This window comes from Kitasatospora sp. NPDC058048, from assembly GCF_042885555.1.
Classification (GTDB): domain Bacteria; phylum Actinomycetota; class Actinomycetes; order Streptomycetales; family Streptomycetaceae; genus Kitasatospora; species Kitasatospora lactacystinica.
Map to the genome: position 1 here is coordinate 108,114 of NZ_JBHVRT010000018.1, position 16,407 is coordinate 124,520.

A 16,407-nucleotide genomic window follows, 5' to 3' on the forward strand; every position below is an offset into this window, starting at 1 on the left:
GCATGCACTACCGGGATCGGACGCCTCCGCTTCCCGGTCGGAACTGATCGTTTCGAGTCGGCTCAGGGCCCGAAGCCGGGCGCCCGAGGGCTCCGAAGGGGGTGCCGCACCGTATGGCCGCAATCGACATCGCGCGCGCTCACGCCCAGGTGGTGCTGCGGATCCGAGGCCTCGCCCGGGCCGCCGCCGCCCTGCCCGCCGCCGTGGCGGTGGTCCTGCTCGCCGGCCGGTTCACCGGCCGGATCGGCGCGCCCGGGGCCGCCGACGCCGCGGGCTGGGACGCCGCCCGCTGGGCGGTCTGCGCGGTCGCCGCGCTGACCCTGGCGGTGGCCGGGCTGACCGCCCGGGCCCTGCACCGGACCGTCCCGCCGCGCACCCCGGCCGTCCCGCTGGAGCGCGCCGACGCCCCCGAGCTGTACCGGCTGATCGGCGAGCTGGCCGACCGGCTGGAGGTGCCCGCGCCCTCCGCCGTGGCCCTCACCCCGGACTGCGACAGCTGGCTGGAGGACGTCCCGCCGAGCCGGCGGACGGCTCCGGCCCGGCCCGGGCCCGGGGCGCCCGCCCCCGTCCTGGTGATCGGCTCGCCCTTCCTGTGGTGGATGCGGGCCGGCGAACTGCGCGCCCTGCTCGCCCCCGTGGTGGCCGGCACCGCCGCCTCCGCCGACCCGGAGATCGCCGCCGCCCGGCGCTTCCTGCGCAGCCTGGACGCCTGTCTGGACTCCGGCGCCGGCGCGGCCCCCGGTCTCGGCGGCGCCACCCTGGCCGCCCCGCCCCGGCCGCCCCGGCGCGGTCCGGCCGCGCTCGCCGACCGGATCGTCCGCAGGGTCGTGCGCCGCCTGCTCGGCGCCTGCCGGGGCCACTCCGCCGAGCTGGAGCGCTCGGTCGCGAGCTGGGCCTCCGAGCAGGCCAGGACGGTCGACTACGGACTGCGGATCGCCGCCCAGGAGCAGGTCGGCCTGGCCTACGCGGGCTGGGACCGGCTGCTCACCCGGGTCGCGCTGCCCGCCTGGCGGCTCGGCCGCCACCCGGCCCACCTCAACGCCGGCGTGGTCGCCGCGCTCACCGAGCTGTCCCGGCGCGACCGGCTGGCCGACGGCTACGGCAGCCGGCTCGGCGACCGCCCCGCCTGCGACCTGCTGGAGGAGCCCGGCACCGTCGACCGGGCGGTCTCCCGGCTCGCCGCCGACCTGTTCTTCGGCCGCCCGGCGGCCGGCGCCTGGCGCGAGCTGGAGTGGGCCGACTACCCGGCCGAGGTGGTGGACGCCGGCTGGCGGGCGGGCGCCGCCACCCTGCAGACGGCCCTGGACCGGCTCGCCCCGCAGTCCCGCCCCGGCGCCCCGACCCTCACCCGGCTGCTGGGCCGGCTCGCCGAGGGCGACGGAGAGCTGCTGGCCGCCGCGCTCGCCGCCCAGCTGGCCCGCACCACCGCCCCGGCCCCGCTGCTCGAACCCGACCGCAGCGGCCGCGACCTGCTGGTCGACCACGTCACCGCGATGGTCTGCTGCGCCGCCGTGGACACCGCCGGCGGCGCCCCCGGCCTGGACTGGCTGGACGGGCCGGTGCTGCTGCTCGGCGGGGTGCGCCGCACCGACCTGGCCGGTCCGGTCGCCCAGGCCGTCGAACAGGGCCAGGACGGTCCGCTGCGCGCCTGGCTGGACGCCGCCGACGTCCGTCTTGAGAAACCCGTGCGCCTCTGACGTCCCGGGAGTCACAGGAGGGCGCTCGGCACCACCGCACGCGCCCCCAAAAGGGCCGGCCGCCGGGCGTCTTCGCAGGCCGGAGGCCCCTCCCGGGAGGCGCGCGAGATTCCCCGCACCAATCGCTACCGGAGGGTGACGCTGCGCCAGCAGTCTGTGGTGTATTAGACCGCACGCACATCCGGGGGGCACGTGCCAACCGGGCGGAAGTGCACCTGGGAGGGGCGCGTGGGGACCGAACTCAACCGCCGCTGGGAGTCGGGGACGCACGCCTACAGCGTCTCCGACCCCTTCGGCCAGGGCCCGCTGCCCTGGCTGCGCAGCCCGGACCAGTACCTGGCCGGGGCGGAGGGCGCCGTGCCCTGGTACGTCTCGGTGGGCGCGCCGGGCCAGCAGTCACTGACGGCCGGAGTCCGCAGGAAGCCGTCCGTCGGAACCCCGCAGGGCGCCAACGACGTGGACCAGCAGATCAAGGGCTTCGCCTCGGCCGGGGTGGTCCGCCCCGGCGGCTCGGTGGACTTCCGGGTCACCGTCAACCCGCCCCGCGAGTTCACCGTGAACATCTTCCGGATCGGCCACTACGGCGGCGACGGCGCCCGCCACATGACCTCCAGCCCGTCGATCGCCGGCCTCGCCCAGCCCGCCCCGCTGGTGGTCGACCGGACGGTCTCCTGCCACCACTGGTGGCACTCCTGGCGGCAGCAGATCCCGGCGCACTGGAAGCCCGGCGCCTACGTCGCCGTGCTGACCACCGCGGACATGCTGCACCGCAGCCACATCCCCTTCACCGTCCGGGACTTCGAGGACCGGACGCGCACCGCCGAACTGCTCCTGGTGCTCCCGGACGTGACCTGGCAGGCGTACAACCTCTTCCCCGAGGACGGCCGTACCGGCGCCAGCCTCTACCACGCCTGGGACGGCCGGGGCGGCCTGGTCGGCGAGCCGGAGGCGGCCGTCACCGTCTCCTTCGACCGCCCGCACGCCACCGCCGGACTGCCGCTGCACGTCGGCCACGCGTACGACTTCATCCGCTGGGCCGAGCGCTTCGGCTACGACCTCTCCTACGCCACCGCCACCGACCTGCACGCCGGCCTGGTGGACCCGTCCCGGCACCGGGCGCTGGTCTTCCCCGGCCACGACGAGTACTGGTCCGAGCCGATGCGCCGGGCCGCCGAGCGGGCCAGGGACGGCGGCACCTCGCTGGTGTTCCTCTCCGCCAACACCATGTACTGGCGGGTCGAGCTGACCGCCGCCGCCTCCGGCGAGCCCAACCGGCTGCTCAACTGCCGCAAACGGCAGAAGGTCGGCGCCGGCAGCCCGGCCGCCGGGGCGCCCGGCGCGGCCAGCGCGCTGTGGCGGGACGCCGGGGAGCCCGAGCAGCACCTGCTCGGGGTGCAGTACTCGGGGCGGGTCGCCGCGCCCGTCCCACTGGTCGCCCGGCACACCGCGCACTGGCTCTGGGACGGCACCGGCCTCCAGGAGGGCGACGAGCTGCCCGGGCTGGTCGCCGGCGAGGCCGACCGCTACTACCCCAAGGTGGCGCTGCCCGAACACGTCGAGCGGGTGCTGCTGGCGCACTCGCCGTACCAGGACCCGGCCGGCCGCACCCGCTACCAGGAGACCTCGCTGTACCGCGCGCCCAGCGGCGCGTACGTCTTCGCGGCCGGCACCTTCGCCTGGTCGCCCGCGCTGGGGCGCCCGGGCCTGACCGACGAGCGCATCCAGCGGGCCACCGCCAACCTGCTGGACCGGCTCTGCAAGAACCAGCTGCACTGACCACGGTGGCCGAGAACCGGCGCGCGGCAGCCGAGAACCGGCGCGCGGTGGCCGGAGAACCGGCGTTCCGGCGGGCGTGAAAGACTGCGGGGGCAGTGACCTCCCCTTTCGCGGTGCCCCCGCCCGTGAACGACCCCTGAGGACTGAACACCTTGAGCGGATTTGTCACCAAGCCCGAGCCGGTCCAGGTACCCGGCCTGGTCCACCTGCACACCGGCAAGGTGCGCGACCTCTACCGCACCGGTTCGGGCGAGCTGGTCATGGTGGCCAGCGACCGGACGTCCGCCCACGACTGGGTGCTGCCGAACGAGATCCCGGACAAGGGCCGCATCCTCACCCAGCTGTCGCTGTGGTGGTTCGACCGGATCGCCGACATCGTTCCCAACCACGTGATCTCCACCGAGGTCCCGGCCGGCGCCCCGGCCGACTGGAAGGGCCGCACGCTGGTCTGCCGCAGCCTGGAGATGATCCCGGTCGAGGCGGTCGCCCGCGGCTACCTGGCCGGCTCCGGCCTGGCCGAGTACCAGGAGAGCCGCACGGTCTGCGGCATCGCGCTGCCCGAGGGCCTGGAGAACAGCTCCGAGCTGCCCGCCCCGATCTACACCCCCGCGCTCAAGGCCGAGGTCGGCGAGCACGACGAGAACGTCTCCTACGAGGAGACCGCCCGCCGGATCGGCGCCGAACTCGCCTCGCAGTTGCGCCGCACCACCCTGGACGTCTACGCCCGGGCCCGGGACATCGCCCGCGAGCGCGGCATCATCCTGGCCGACACCAAGTTCGAGTTCGGCCTGCTGGACGGCGAGCTGGTGATCGGCGACGAGGTGCTCACCCCGGACTCCTCCCGCTACTGGCCGGCCGACGAGTACGAGGCGGGCCGCTCGCAGTCGTCCTTCGACAAGCAGCTGATCCGCGACTGGCTGGTCTCCCCGGACTCCGGCTGGGACCGCTACAGCGAGCAGCCGCCGCCGGCGCTGCCGGCCGAGATCGTCGAGCTGACCCGCGCCAAGTACATCGACGTGTACGAGCGGCTGACCGGGACCACCTGGGCCTGACCCGCTCGACCGCCCGCGGGCACGGCCTCAGATCCAGCCGTGCTCGCGGGCGATCCGCACCGCCGCGTGGCGGTTCTCCGCGCCCAGCTTGGTGGCCGCCGAGGACAGGTAGTTGCGCACGGTGCCCTGGGAGAGCGAGGCCCGTTCGGCGATCTCGGCGATCGGGGTGCCGTCGGCGGCCAGCTCCAGGACGTCCGTCTCGCGCGGGGTCAGCGGGGTCTCGCCGGCGCTGATCGCGTCCGCCGCCAGCTCGGGGTCCACGTACCGGCCGCCGGAGCGCACGGTGCGGATGATGCCGGCCAGGTCCGCCGCCGAGACGGTCTTCGGCAGGAAGCCGCGCACCCCGACCTCCAGCGCCCGCTTCAGGTAGCCGGGGCGGCCGTGGCCGGTGACGATCATGCAGCGGCAGTCCGGCAGCGCCAGCCGCAGCTGGGTGGCCACCTCGATGCCGTCCTTGCCCGGCATCTGGAGGTCCAGCACCGCGACGTCCGGGCGGTGGGCCAGCGCCATGGCCACTGCCTCGGTGCCGGAGCCGGCCTGGGCGACCACCTCGATGTCGTCCTCCAGCGAGAGCAGCGCGGCCAGCGCGCCCCGGATCAGGTGCTCGTCGTCGGCGAGCAGGACGCGGACGGGCGCGGCGTTCTCGGTCATCGGGCGGTCTTTCTTCCTCAGCGGGGGAGCGGGACGGTGGCGAGCATCCGGAAGACGCCCGCCTCGGCGGTCGACACGGTCAGTTCGCCGTCGTGGGCGGCGAGCCGCTCGCGCAGTCCGCGCAGCCCGGTGCCGCTGCCCTGGGAGGGGAACGGGATGTCGGGCACCCCGTCATTCTCCAGCTCCAGTACGGCCCGTCCGTCCTCGGTCCGCAGCCGGATCAGGCAGCGGCCGGCCTCGCTGTGCCGCAGCACGTTGGTGGTGGCCTCGCGGATCACCCAGCCGAACACCGACTGGACCGGGCCCGGCAGCCGGTCGGCGTGCTCGCCGAGGTCGATCTCGCAGGAGACGTCGGCCGAGCGCAGCACCGCCCGGGCGCCGATCGCCTCGGCGTGCAGGTCGGCGGTGCGGTAGCCGCGGATGACGTCCCGGACCTCGCGCTGCGACTCCTGGGCGATCTTCTGCACCTCGGCCATCTGGTCGGCGGCCTCCTCGCGCCCCCGGCGGGCGAGCTGGACGGCGAGCTCGCTCTTCAGCGCGATGGTGGTGAGGTTGCGGCCCATCACGTCGTGGAGGTCGCGGGAGAAGCGCAGCCGCTCCTCGGCGACGGCCAGCCGGGACTGGGCCTCGCGGGCGGCGTCCAGCTCCCAGACGATCGAGGTCAGCCAGGCGAAGCTGCGGCAGCTGGGGCCGAGGAAGACCATCCCGACGGTCAGTCCGGTCAGGTAGCCGGCGGTGCCGCCGGGGTCGATCCCGGCGAGTACCGCGGCCGGGTAGACGGCCAGCAGCATGCCCAGCCCGACGGCGGCGGCCCGGCGGGGAGCCAGCGCCACGCACACCGGGCCGTGGGCGAACAGCAGCAGGCTGCTGGTGACGAACAGGGTGAAGGGGAGGCCTCCCGGGCTTTCCGGTCCGCCGTCGGCGGGGCCGAACAGCAGGACGGTCCAGGAGCCCGTCACCGCGAGGCCGACCGAGAGGGCGAGCCAGAGCCGGGGGTCGGTGGGGCGGCCGAGGTAGTGGTCCATCGCGACGCGGTAGGTCCGCAGCAGGACCAGGGTGGTGGCGAGCCCGATCAGCACGGAGATCCGGATCACCGGGATGTTCCCGGCCTGACCGGCGGCGCTCCCGGCGCCGAGCAGGACGCCGGGGAGGACGAACAGCGCCATCAGGTAGAGCGACCAGCGCAGGTACAGCTCGGTGCGCTGGGGTTTGCTCAGGCTGCTCCAGTGCCGATGCGGCGACCGCATTCTCAATTCTTCCGCCCCCAGTTCGACCACGATCCTGCTTCCTGCCTTCATATCAGAGGCCGTACTGGGGGCGTTCCTTCGGATTACCGCTCGATGCTCAGCGGCGCGGCTCCCAGCGGAAGTAGCGCACCGCGCCCCAGACCGCCAGGCCCAGCCAGATCGCCCCGGTGACCAGGTGCGAGCCGGCGGCGCCCCAGGAGCCGGCGAAGCCGGTCGCGGCGGCCGAGCCGTCGGTGCCGAACCAGCCGACGCGGATCAGCTGGAAGGCCGGGGTGGTCGGCAGCAGGCGGCAGATGTCGGCCAGCTGCTTGGGCATGACCTCCAGCGGGATGAACAGCCCGGAGCCGAGCTGCATCACCAGCATGATCGGCAGGGTGGTGATGCCCGCGCTCTCCACGGTCCTGGTGAAGGCGCTGGACAGCGCGGCCAGGGCGATCATGGTGGCCAGCGCCAGGAGCAGGCCGACCAGCATCAGCACCGGGTTGACCGGTACGGCCAGGTGGAGGCCGAGGCTGCCGCCGATCCCGATCAGGGCGGCCATCATCAGGCCGAGCGCGACCGAGGGGACGGCCGTGCCGAGCAGGATCTCGATGTCTCGGGCCTCGCCGGTGCGCAGCCGCTTGAGGACCAGCTCGCCGCGCCGCCCGACGTACGCGGCGGTCAGGTTGTAGTACACGACGAAGGCCAGGATCATCCCGACCGAGCCGTAGACCAGCAGCGAGTCGACGTCCAGTCCGGGGTTGGACTCGGCCTGCTGGGAGAGCACGCCCTTCAGGGTGAAGACCAGGAACAGCGGCAGCGCCAGGGCGGTGAACAGGGCTGTGCGGTTGCGCAGCAGCAGGGTGGCCTCGGCCCGGCCGAGGGCGAGCAGCCGGCGGGCGGCGGTGCTCTGCGGACCGGAGGCGGCGGTGGCGGCGGTGGTGGTCATCGGGCGGATCCGATCAGGCGGCGGCGGGCGGGGCGGTCGGCGGCGGGCGCCTGCGGGGGGTTCTGGTGGGCGGCCTCGGAGGCGATCGCGAGGAAGGCCTCCTCCAGCGAGGCGCTGCGGGCGTCCAGGGCGCCGAGCACGATCCCGTGGTGCCGGGCCCAGCCGAGCAGGTCGGTGAGGGTGTCCTGGAGCGCGAGGGTCTGCACGGTGACCTTGCGGCCGTCGAGCGCGAGTTCGGCCCCGGCCAGGACAGGCAGTGCGGCGCCGGTGAACTCGGGAAGCTCGAAGCCGATCCGGGCGGGCCGGTCGGCGATCACCTCGGCGACGGTGCCCGAGGTGACGACCCGGCCGCCGTGCATGATGGCCAGCCGGTCGGCGAGCTCCTCGGCCTCCTCCAGGTAGTGGGTGGTGAGCAGCACCGTGGTGCCCTGGGCGCGCAGCTCGCGGACCAGCTGCCAGACGGCGGCGCGCGCCTCGGGGTCGAGGCCGGTGCTGGGCTCGTCCAGGAAGAGCACCTCGGGGCGGCCGAGCAGGGCCATCGCGAGGTCCAGCCGGCGCTTCTCGCCGCCGGACAGCTGCTTGACCCGGACGTTCGCGCGGTGGCCGAGGCCGACCAGCTCCAGCGCCTCCGCCACCGGGCGGGCGCCGCTGGTCATCCCGGCCCAGACGCGGCCGGTCTCGGCGGCGGTGAGCTCGCCGGGGAAGCCGCCCTCCTGGAGCATGATGCCGATCCGCGGGCGGACGGCGGCGCGCTCCTTGTGGGGGTCCAGGCCGAGCACCCGGACGGTGCCGCCGGAGGGCGCGGCCAGGCCCTCGATGACCTCCATGGTGGAGGTCTTGCCGGCCCCGTTGGTGCCGAGCAGGGCGAACAGCTCGCCGCGGCGGACGGTCAGGTCGACGCCGCGCACGGCGTGGTACCCGGTGGTACCGCCGCCGTAGTGGCGGTGCAGGTCGGTGACCTCGATCACGTCTTCGCTGGGGCGGGGGGCCCGGCTCGTCTCCATGCCCCAAGCCTTCCGCCGACCGGGCCGCGCGGGCAGTGCGGGCCGTCATGACATCGCGGTGGGGATCCACGGGTCGGCGATGACAAATGTCATGGCCGATATCGCCGGCGCCCGGGGCACCGCCGTGCCGGGGGTGCGGGGAGGAATGCCGAAGGGCCCCCTCAAACGAGGGGGCCCTTCGTATCTGAGCGGACGACGAGATTCGAACTCGCGACCCTCACCTTGGCAAGGTGATGCTCTACCAACTGAGCCACGTCCGCAGGACAAACTATTGAGTTGTGCTGTGCTCGCGCACTGCGAGCGGACGACGAGATTCGAACTCGCGACCCTCACCTTGGCAAGGTGATGCTCTACCAACTGAGCCACGTCCGCATGGTGCCTGGTGGGGCACCCGCCGCCTCTTCGGATCTCTCCGTTGCGGCGACGAGGAATACTCTACAGCATCGTTCGGGGTGGTCGCCCCACCCTTTCGGCCAGGGCGGGCGGGGCGACCGGGGAGCGGACTCCCGCGAGGCTCAGTTCGCCTCGGCGAACGCCTCGTACACGTGCTTGGGGATGCGGCCGCGGGCCGGCAGTTCCATCCCGCGGGACAGGGCCCAGGCGCGGACGGCGGCCGGGTCCGGGGTGAGGGCGGTGCGGCGGAAGGACTTTCCGGTGCGGCTCTGGCGGCGGCCGGCGGCGACGAACGGAGCGAGGGCCTCCCGCAGCTTTTCCGCGTTGTCCACGGACAGGTCGATCTCGTACGACTTCCCGTCGACGCCGAAGTGGACGGTTTCCGCGGCGGAGCCGCCGTCCAGGTCGTCGGAGAGCGTGACAACTACACGCTGTGCCATGGGTGTCAATCCTCTCGGGCAATTCGGCCGCCGGTCCGAGGGGGTACCGGGGCCTGATGTGCACCAACTCGCGCAAGCGCGTACGGGCGGGCCGGACGGCTCGCCTGATACGCAGCACTTGCCGCGACAGGTGGCCCTATTCTGCACCCGAAGGGGGCAGAAATCGAAGAGTCCGGCATTCTTTTCCGGATATTCACGTCTCTTCGCGGGACTCCTGGATACCGATGTGCGGGACGGGCGGTTCTGTCCCCAAGTGCCGTATTCGGGTGTTCTCCGGGCGGGGCCGTTCCGAGTGCCGATTCCACGGAAACCGGCCGGCCCGGGCGGCGGGTGAGGGGTCCGGATCCCTTGTGGCGTAAGGGTCTCGGGTCTACGCGCGTCGCTATCCCCGGCCAGCAATCCTGCCCGAAACCACCGGTAGTCTGGAGTTCCCCCGCCTCACCGAAGACACCACCGGGAGTGCCAGTGGCACGCGTCGTAGTCGACGTCATGCTCAAGCCGGAGATCCTCGACCCCCAGGGACAGGCGGTGCAGCGTGCACTGCCCCGCCTCGGATTCACCGGGATCGCCGACGTCCGCCAGGGCAAGCGTTTCGAGCTGGATGTGGAGGGCCCGGTCGACGACGCGGCGCTCGCCCGTATCCGCGAAGCCGCCGAGACCTTTCTCGCCAACACCGTGATCGAGGACTTCACCGTCCGGGTCGAGGAGGAGGGCAAGTGACCACCCGCGTCGGCGTCGTCACTTTCCCCGGCTCCCTCGACGACCGCGACGCGCAGCGGGCGGTCCGCCTCGCCGGCGCCGAGCCGGTCGCCCTGTGGCACCGTGACAAGGATCTCCACCAGGTCGACGCCGTCGTCCTGCCCGGCGGATTCAGTTACGGCGACTATCTGCGCTGCGGTGCGATCTCCCGCTTCTCGCCGGTGATGGAGACCGTCATCGAGCAGGCGAAGCTCGGAATGCCGGTGCTCGGTATCTGCAACGGCTTCCAGGTGCTCTGCGAATCGCACCTGCTGCCCGGGGCGCTCACCCGGAACGACTCGCTGCACTTCATCTGCCGCGACCAGAAGCTGAGCATCGAGAACGCCGGCACCGCCTGGACCCGGGATTACTCGGTCGGCCAGGAAATCGTCGTCCCGCTGAAGAACGGCGAGGGCCGCTTCGTCGCCGAGGAGCGGGTGCTGGACGAACTGGAGGCGGAGGGCCGGGTCGTCGCCCGTTACCTGGACGTCAACCCGAACGGTTCGTACCGCGACATCGCCGGCATCACCAACGCCGCCGGCAATGTCGTCGGCCTGATGCCGCACCCGGAGCACGCCGTGGAGCCGCTCACCGGCCCGACCACCGAGGGCCTGGGCTTCTTCACTTCCGTCCTGAAGCAGCTGGTGAACGCCTGATGAGCCTCGACACCGTCAAGAACGCCGAGCAGACCCCGGACGCCGCCCAGCCCTGGGCCGAGCTCGGCCTCAAGGAGGACGAGTACGCGCGCATCCGGGAGATCCTCGGCCGCCGCCCGACCGGCGCCGAACTCGCCATGTACTCGGTCATGTGGTCGGAGCACTGTTCGTACAAGAGCAGCAAGGTCCACCTGAAGCAGTTCGGCGAGAAGAAGCCGGATTCGGACGCGATGCTCGTCGGCATCGGCGAGAACGCCGGCGTCGTCGACGTCGGCCAGGGGTACGCGGTCACCTTCAAGGTCGAGTCGCACAACCACCCGTCGTACATCGAGCCCTACCAGGGCGCGGCCACCGGCATCGGCGGCATCGTGCGCGACATCCTGGCGATGGGCGCCCGCCCGGTCGCCGTGATGGACCCGCTGCGCTTCGGTGCGGCCGACCACCCGGACACCCGGCGCGTGCTGCCCGGGATCGTCGCGGGCATCGGCGGCTACGGCAACTGCCTGGGCCTGCCGAACATCGGCGGCGAGGTCGTCTTCGACTCCTGCTACCAGGGCAACCCGCTGGTCAACGCGCTGTGCGTGGGCGTCATGAAGCACGAGGACATCCACCTCGCGCAGGCCTCCGGCGCCGGCAACAAGGTCATCCTGTACGGCGCCCGCACCGGCGGCGACGGCATCGGCGGCGTCTCGGTGCTCGCCTCCGAGACCTTCGACGACAGCAAGCCGGCCAAGCGCCCGGCCGTCCAGGTCGGCGACCCGTTCCAGGAGAAGCTCCTGATCGAGTGCACCCTGGAGATCTTCCGGGAGAAGCTCGTCAAGGGCATCCAGGACCTCGGCGGCGCCGGCCTGTCCTGCGCCACCAGCGAGCTGGCCTCGGCCGGCTCCGGCGGCATGCGGATCGAGCTCGACACCGTGCACCTGCGCGACCACACGCTCTCGCCGGAGGAGATCCTCATGAGCGAGTCGCAGGAGCGCATGTGCGCGATCGTGGAGCCCGACAAGGTCGACCGCTTCCTGGAGATCTGCGAGAAGTGGGACGTCATCGCCAACGTCATCGGTGAGGTGACCGACGGCGAGCGCCTGGAGATCTTCTGGCACGGCGAGCTCGTGGTGGACGTCCCGCCGCGCACCGTCGCCCACGAGGGTCCGACCTACGAGCGCCCGTACGCCCGCCCGAGCTGGCAGGACGCGCTGCAGGCCGACGCCCCGACCGCCGAGCGGCTGGCCCGCCCGACCACCGGCGAGGGCCTCAAGGTCGACCTGCTGAAGGTCGCGAGCCACCCGAACCAGGCCTCCAAGTCCTGGATCACCGACCAGTACGACCGCTACGTGCTCGGCAACACCGTGCTCTCGCACGGCGAGGACTCGGGCATGATCCGGATCGACGACGAGACCAACCTCGGCGTCTCGGTCGCCACCGACGGCAACGGCCGCTTCGCCAAGCTGGACCCGTACACCGGCGCCCAGCTGGCCCTGGCCGAGGCGTACCGCAACGTCGCGGCCGGCGGTGCCAAGCCGCTCGCCGTCTCCGACTGCCTCAACTTCGGCTCCCCCGAGGACCCGGACGTGATGTGGCAGTTCGCCGAGGCCACCCGCGGCCTGGCCGACGCCTGCCTGGTGCTCGGCACCCCGGTCACCGGCGGAAACGTCTCGCTGTACAACCAGACCGGCGAGGTCGCCATCCACCCGACCCCGGTGGTCGCGGTGCTCGGCGTCATCGACGACGTCACCCGGCGCACCCCGCTGGCCTTCGCCGAGGAGGGGCAGCTGCTCTACCTGCTCGGCGACACGGCGGACGAGCTCGGCGGCTCGGCCTGGTCGCAGGCCGTCCACGACCACCTCGGCGGCCTGCCGCCCGCGGTGGACCTGGAGCGCGAGCGGCTGCTCGGCGAGATCCTGATCGCCGCCTCGCGCGACGGCATGATCGACGCCGCGCACGACCTGTCCGACGGCGGTCTCGGTCAGGCGCTGGTGGAGAGCTGCCTCAAGGGCGGCCACGGCGCGCGGATCGTTCTGCCCGAGGGCCAGGACCCGTTCGTCCTGCTGTTCTCGGAGTCGGCCGGCCGCGCCGTCGTGGCGGTGCCGCGCAGCGAGGAGCTCCGGTTCAACGACATGTGCACCGCGCGCGGCCTGCCGGCCACCCGGATCGGTGTCGTGGACGGCGAAAGCCTGGACGTCCAGGGCCTGTTCAGCGTCTCGCTGGCCGAGCTGAAGGACGCCCGCACCGGTGTCATCGAGGCCCTGCTGGCCTGACGCACGGTCGACGAGGGGCGGTTGGTTCTCTGGTGAACCACCCGCCCCTCGGCGTATGTTGACGCCCATGCCTGCCAAGTCCCGTACGTATCAGCCGCAGAAGGTGAGCGCCGCGTTGACGGCGCAGAGCGAGGCGGTGCGCGTGGTCGTGCACCGGCTGACGGAGTCCGATCTGGAACGGCCGACCCGGCTCGGCGCCTGGAGGGTGCGGGAGCTGGTGACCCACCTGAGCCTGGCGCTGAGCCAGCTGTCCGTCGTGCTGGACCTGCCGGAGGTGGACGGGCCGGTGCTCCCGCTGGCCGACTACGCGGCGCTGGCCGGGACGATGGCCGGCTTCGTCGACGCCGCGACCACGGAGCACACGGCGGCCGGGTTCGCCGGCCCGCCCAAGGAGGTGGCCGCCGAGTTCGACCGGTCGCTCGACGCCGTGCTGACCGTGCTCGACCGCCGGGCCGCGGCGGAACCGGAGCGGCGGGTGACCTTCCTGAGCGGTCATCCGATGCTCCTGAGCGACTACCTGGTGACCCGGCTGATCGAGGCCGTGGTGCACGCCGACGACCTGGCCGACGCGCTCGGCCTGGACGACTTCCCGCACGACCGCGAGGCCCTCGCCACCGTCTCCCGGATGCTGGCCGACGCCCTCGCCGGGCAGGTGCCCGGCGGCGCCGTCGAGCTGCGCGTCCCGCCGTTCGCGGTCGTCCAGGCGGTGCCGGGGCCGAAGCACACCCGGGGCACCCCGCCCAACGTGGTGGAGACCGATCCGCTGACCTGGATCCGGCTGGCCACCGGCCGGGCCGACTGGGCGGCGGCGGTGGAGGCGGCCGAGGTGTCCGCCTCGGGGGAGCGCAGCGACCTGCGGGAGTACCTTCCGGTGCTCTGTTAGGGCATGTCTGACAGGACCCGCCCCCGAAGCCGCGGTTCTACGGGACGGACGGCCCGCCCACGTACGTGCCCTGTGCCGAGTACGGCCAGGCGTTGGGCGTGCAGCCCTTGAGGCCGTAGATCTGCTGCATCATCGCGGGGGCGGGCTTGCCCTCGCCCGGGCAGCCCTCGTGCCCGTGGCCGATCCGGTGGCCCACCTCGTGGTTGACGATCAGCGCCCGGTACTCCTCCAGCGGTCCGCTGAACTGCGGTGAACCGGTGTTCCAGCGCTTGGAGTTGACGAGCACCTGGTTGCCGACGTTGCAGTTGACCTCGCCGTGGGTGTCCAGCCCGGAGGCGCCGCAGATCCGGTCCACGGTGGCCGGCGAGGCGATCTTCACGGCGAAGTCGTACGGGCCGTCGGCGACCAGCTGGAAGCCGTTCTTGCGGTCGTTGGTCCAGCCTCGTTTGTCGCCGAGGATGGCGTGGATCTGCGTGGCGGCGGTCGGGGCGTCGATGCCGATGCCGTCCTCGACCTCGACCCGGTAGCGGCGCACGTTGCCGCGTCCGACCGGCTTGGCGGTGGCCGGGGCGACGGCGAAGGTGCCCGCGCCCTTGGTGGGGCCGGGGTCCGGCGCGGCGGGGGCGGGCGGCGGGGTGTCGGCCGGGGTGGGAGCCGGGGGCGGCGCCTGCTCCGCCGTCGGTGCCGCCGTGGTGGCCTGCTCGCCCGGCGGGGCGACCCTCGCCTGGGCGGTCGGGGCGGCGGCCGGGGTGCCCGCTGGGCGGTACAGCATGATCGCCGCGGCCCCCAGGACCACTGCGGAGACCACGAATGCCGTGAGCATGCCAGGACCGGGTCCGCGTCGCGGCTTGCGGCGTCGGCGACCGCCCTTCCGGGGCGGTGCGGTGCGCCGGCCGACGGATCGGGCTGCGGACATGATCTTCACAGTGGCAGGCGAACGGGTGAATGTCCACACGCCTCGTCTGTGACTTCGGCGTCGCGGGACGGGCGCCCGCCGGGGACGGCGGTTGACCCCTGCGTCTCGGGTGGCAGACTTCAGGGCATGGCGATTCACAGGAACCTTCTCGACGGTCCCGAACCCACTCTCCTCCCGGAGGAGGAGCGGCCCTACCGGATGCTGGCGGAGGAGTCGGCCTCCCCCACCCAGGTGGCAGCCGAGTTCCCGGTCTTCTGCCTGGCCTGGGCCATGCTCGCCGACGACGCCTACGCGGCCGGCCGGTACGTCGAGTCGTACGCCTACGCCCGTACCGGCTACCACCGCGGCCTGGACGCGCTGCGGCGCAACGGATGGAAGGGCCACGGCCCGGTGCCGTGGGAGCACCGCGGCAACCGCGGTTTCCTGCGCTGCCTGGCGGCGCTCGCCCGGGCGGCCGGCGCGATCAAGGAGACCGAGGAGGAGACCCGCTGCTGGCAGTTCCTGAAGGACAGCAGCGCGGAGGCGTACGCGGAGCTCAAGCAGTAGACACCCCCGGACACACGGGTGCCCCCGGCGGTCTCCGCCGGGGGCACCCGTCCGTCACGTCACGCCCGGGGTACGGCGCTCACGCGGCCGTGGGCCCCGCCTCGGGCGCGGGACTCACTTCAGGCGCTTGCCCGCCGAACGCAGCTGCTCGGCGGCCTCGACCACGCGGGCGGCCATGCCGGCCTCGGCCAGCTTGCCCCAGGTGCGCGGGTCGTAGGTGTTCTTCTTGCCGACCTCGCCGTCGACCTTCAGCACGCCGTCGTAGTTGGCGAACATGTGGCCGGCCACCGGGCGGGTGAAGGCGTACTGGGTGTCGGTGTCCAGGTTCATCTTCACGACGCCGTTCTCCAGCGCGGTGGCGATCTCCTCGGCGCTCGAGCCCGAGCCGCCGTGGAAGACGAAGTCGAACGGGTCGGTCTTGCCGTACTGCTTGCCGATCGCGTCCTGGAGCTCGCGCAGCAGCTCCGGCTTCAGCACGACGTTGCCCGGCTTGTACACGCCGTGCACGTTGCCGAAGGAGGCGGCCAGCAGGTAGCGGCCCTTCTCGCCCAGGCCCAGCGCCTCGGCGGTGCGCACGGCGTCGTTGACGGTGGTGTACAGCTCGTCGTTGATCTCGTGGGTGACGCCGTCCTCCTCGCCGCCGGTCGGGGTGATCTCGACCTCAAGGATGATCTTGGCGGCGGCGGCCTGGGCCAGCAGCTCCTGGGCGATGCCCAGGTTGTCGGAGAGGGTCTCGGCCGAGCCGTCCCACATGTGCGACTGGAACAGCGGGTTCTCGCCCCGGGCCACGCGCTCGGCGGAGACCGCCAGCAGCGGGCGGACGTAGCCGTCCAGCTTGTCCTTCGGGCAGTGGTCGGTGTGCAGCGCGACGGTGACGTCGTACTTGGCGGCGACGATGTGCGCGAACTCGGCGAGCGCGACGGCGCCGGTCACCATGTCCTTGTTGTGCTGGCCGCCCAGGAACTCCGCGCCACCGGTCGAGATCTGGATGATGCCGTCGCTCTCGGCCTCGGCGAAACCACGCAGTGCGGCGTGCAGCGTCTGCGACGACGTGACGTTGATGGCCGGGTAGGCGAACTTGCCCGCCTTGGCCCGGTCCAGCATCTCGTTGTAGACCTCGGGAGTTGCGATGGGCATGCGATCCGCTCCTGTCGGGTTGCGGCGTACGGACGGTGCTGTCCGACGCTGTGTACGCCTTCGTGACGACTCCGTGCCGGCCCGCCGA

At 72.9% G+C, this 16,407-nt stretch carries 15 protein-coding genes and 2 tRNA genes; 8 read left to right on the plus strand and 9 right to left on the minus strand.

Going from position 1 to position 16,407, the window contains the following annotated elements:
* The first annotated feature begins 113 nt into the window (after window positions 1-113).
* The 3 genes from ACFVVA_RS20520 to ACFVVA_RS20530 all read left to right on the plus strand — a co-directional run bounded on the left by ACFVVA_RS20520 (window position 114) and on the right by ACFVVA_RS20530 (window position 4,525).
* Complete coding sequence (locus ACFVVA_RS20520) at window positions 114-1,697, plus strand: hypothetical protein (protein ID WP_387691359.1); 1,584 nt, start codon at window positions 114-116, stop codon at window positions 1,695-1,697.
* Window positions 1,698-1,925: 228 nt separating this feature from the next.
* The gene (locus ACFVVA_RS20525) at window positions 1,926-3,473 is read left to right on the plus strand and encodes a N,N-dimethylformamidase beta subunit family domain-containing protein (protein ID WP_387691361.1); all 1,548 of its coding nucleotides are present in this window, start codon (window positions 1,926-1,928) and stop codon (window positions 3,471-3,473) included.
* A 152-nt stretch (window positions 3,474-3,625) separates the two neighbouring features.
* Window positions 3,626-4,525 (plus strand): phosphoribosylaminoimidazolesuccinocarboxamide synthase, encoded by a 900-nt coding sequence (locus ACFVVA_RS20530; protein ID WP_387691363.1) that lies wholly within the window; start codon window positions 3,626-3,628, stop codon window positions 4,523-4,525.
* A 27-nt stretch (window positions 4,526-4,552) separates the two neighbouring features.
* Here ACFVVA_RS20530 and ACFVVA_RS20535 read toward each other — a convergent pair whose 3' ends face one another.
* The 7 genes from ACFVVA_RS20535 to ACFVVA_RS20565 all read right to left on the minus strand — a co-directional run bounded on the left by ACFVVA_RS20535 (window position 4,553) and on the right by ACFVVA_RS20565 (window position 9,188).
* Entirely contained in the window at window positions 4,553-5,176 is a 624-nt protein-coding gene (locus ACFVVA_RS20535) for a response regulator (protein ID WP_387691365.1), read from the minus strand.
* 17 nt (window positions 5,177-5,193) lie between these two features.
* Window positions 5,194-6,423: a sensor histidine kinase gene (locus ACFVVA_RS20540; RefSeq protein ID WP_387691366.1), complete on the minus strand. Its 1,230-nt coding sequence runs from the start codon at window positions 6,421-6,423 to the stop codon at window positions 5,194-5,196.
* Window positions 6,424-6,520: 97 nt separating this feature from the next.
* A complete protein-coding gene (locus tag ACFVVA_RS20545; protein WP_387691368.1) occupies window positions 6,521-7,351 on the minus strand; it encodes an ABC transporter permease in 831 nt (276 codons plus the stop codon).
* Window positions 7,348-8,355, minus strand: a complete 1,008-nt coding sequence (locus ACFVVA_RS20550) for an ABC transporter ATP-binding protein (protein ID WP_387691370.1) — start codon at window positions 8,353-8,355, stop codon at window positions 7,348-7,350. The genes ACFVVA_RS20545 and ACFVVA_RS20550 overlap by 4 nt, the downstream gene beginning before the upstream one ends.
* A gap of 187 nt (window positions 8,356-8,542) precedes the next feature.
* Window positions 8,543-8,615: transfer RNA gene (locus tag ACFVVA_RS20555), tRNA-Gly, on the minus strand.
* Between the two features lie 39 nt (window positions 8,616-8,654).
* Window positions 8,655-8,727 (minus strand) — tRNA-Gly (locus tag ACFVVA_RS20560).
* A gap of 143 nt (window positions 8,728-8,870) precedes the next feature.
* Entirely contained in the window at window positions 8,871-9,188 is a 318-nt protein-coding gene (locus ACFVVA_RS20565) for an Lsr2 family protein (RefSeq protein ID WP_359897715.1), read from the minus strand.
* Between the two features lie 465 nt (window positions 9,189-9,653).
* Between ACFVVA_RS20565 and purS the strand changes: the two genes are divergently transcribed.
* The 4 genes from purS to ACFVVA_RS20585 all read left to right on the plus strand — a co-directional run bounded on the left by purS (window position 9,654) and on the right by ACFVVA_RS20585 (window position 13,720).
* Window positions 9,654-9,908 carry a phosphoribosylformylglycinamidine synthase subunit PurS gene (purS, locus tag ACFVVA_RS20570; RefSeq protein ID WP_049654013.1) on the plus strand — a complete coding sequence of 85 codons (255 nt, stop codon included), beginning with the start codon at window positions 9,654-9,656 and terminating at the stop codon, window positions 9,906-9,908.
* The gene (gene purQ / locus ACFVVA_RS20575; RefSeq protein WP_359897716.1) at window positions 9,905-10,582 is read left to right on the plus strand and encodes a phosphoribosylformylglycinamidine synthase subunit PurQ; all 678 of its coding nucleotides are present in this window, start codon (window positions 9,905-9,907) and stop codon (window positions 10,580-10,582) included. Before purS ends, purQ begins: the two co-directional genes overlap by 4 nt.
* Entirely contained in the window at window positions 10,582-12,837 is a 2,256-nt protein-coding gene (gene purL / locus ACFVVA_RS20580; protein WP_387691373.1) for a phosphoribosylformylglycinamidine synthase subunit PurL, read from the plus strand. Before purQ ends, purL begins: the two co-directional genes overlap by 1 nt.
* A 67-nt stretch (window positions 12,838-12,904) precedes the next feature.
* A complete protein-coding gene (locus ACFVVA_RS20585) occupies window positions 12,905-13,720 on the plus strand; it encodes a sterol carrier family protein (protein WP_387691374.1) in 816 nt (271 codons plus the stop codon).
* Between the two features lie 37 nt (window positions 13,721-13,757).
* Here the strand turns inward: ACFVVA_RS20585 and ACFVVA_RS20590 are convergent, their stop codons facing one another.
* On the minus strand, window positions 13,758-14,543 hold the full coding sequence (locus ACFVVA_RS20590; protein WP_387691376.1) for a DUF3152 domain-containing protein: 786 nt from the start codon (window positions 14,541-14,543) through the stop codon (window positions 13,758-13,760).
* 219 nt (window positions 14,544-14,762) lie between these two features.
* On the opposite strand from ACFVVA_RS20590, the gene ACFVVA_RS20595 reads away from it, so the two are divergent.
* Window positions 14,763-15,182 (plus strand): DUF3151 domain-containing protein, encoded by a 420-nt coding sequence (locus ACFVVA_RS20595; RefSeq protein WP_359897720.1) that lies wholly within the window; start codon window positions 14,763-14,765, stop codon window positions 15,180-15,182.
* A gap of 114 nt (window positions 15,183-15,296) precedes the next feature.
* On the opposite strand, the gene fbaA is transcribed toward ACFVVA_RS20595, so the two are convergent.
* Window positions 15,297-16,319, minus strand: a complete 1,023-nt coding sequence (gene fbaA / locus ACFVVA_RS20600) for a class II fructose-bisphosphate aldolase (RefSeq protein ID WP_380541376.1) — start codon at window positions 16,317-16,319, stop codon at window positions 15,297-15,299.
* Between the last annotated feature and the right edge of the window lie 88 nt (window positions 16,320-16,407).

Coding starts and splice junctions, on each gene's coding strand:
- ACFVVA_RS20520 (WP_387691359.1), top strand. CDS start 114: ATGGCCGCAATCGACATCGCGCGCGCTCACGCCCAGGTGGTGCTGCGG.
- ACFVVA_RS20535 (WP_387691365.1), bottom strand. CDS start 5,176: ATGACCGAGAACGCCGCGCCCGTCCGCGTCCTGCTCGCCGACGACGAG.
- ACFVVA_RS20540 (WP_387691366.1), bottom strand. CDS start 6,423: ATGCGGTCGCCGCATCGGCACTGGAGCAGCCTGAGCAAACCCCAGCGC.
- ACFVVA_RS20545 (WP_387691368.1), bottom strand. CDS start 7,351: ATGACCACCACCGCCGCCACCGCCGCCTCCGGTCCGCAGAGCACCGCC.
- ACFVVA_RS20550 (WP_387691370.1), bottom strand. CDS start 8,355: ATGGAGACGAGCCGGGCCCCCCGCCCCAGCGAAGACGTGATCGAGGTC.
- ACFVVA_RS20565 (WP_359897715.1), bottom strand. CDS start 9,188: ATGGCACAGCGTGTAGTTGTCACGCTCTCCGACGACCTGGACGGCGGC.
- purL (WP_387691373.1), top strand. CDS start 10,582: ATGAGCCTCGACACCGTCAAGAACGCCGAGCAGACCCCGGACGCCGCC.
- ACFVVA_RS20585 (WP_387691374.1), top strand. CDS start 12,905: ATGCCTGCCAAGTCCCGTACGTATCAGCCGCAGAAGGTGAGCGCCGCG.
- ACFVVA_RS20590 (WP_387691376.1), bottom strand. CDS start 14,543: ATGCTCACGGCATTCGTGGTCTCCGCAGTGGTCCTGGGGGCCGCGGCG.
- ACFVVA_RS20595 (WP_359897720.1), top strand. CDS start 14,763: ATGGCGATTCACAGGAACCTTCTCGACGGTCCCGAACCCACTCTCCTC.
- fbaA (WP_380541376.1), bottom strand. CDS start 16,319: ATGCCCATCGCAACTCCCGAGGTCTACAACGAGATGCTGGACCGGGCC.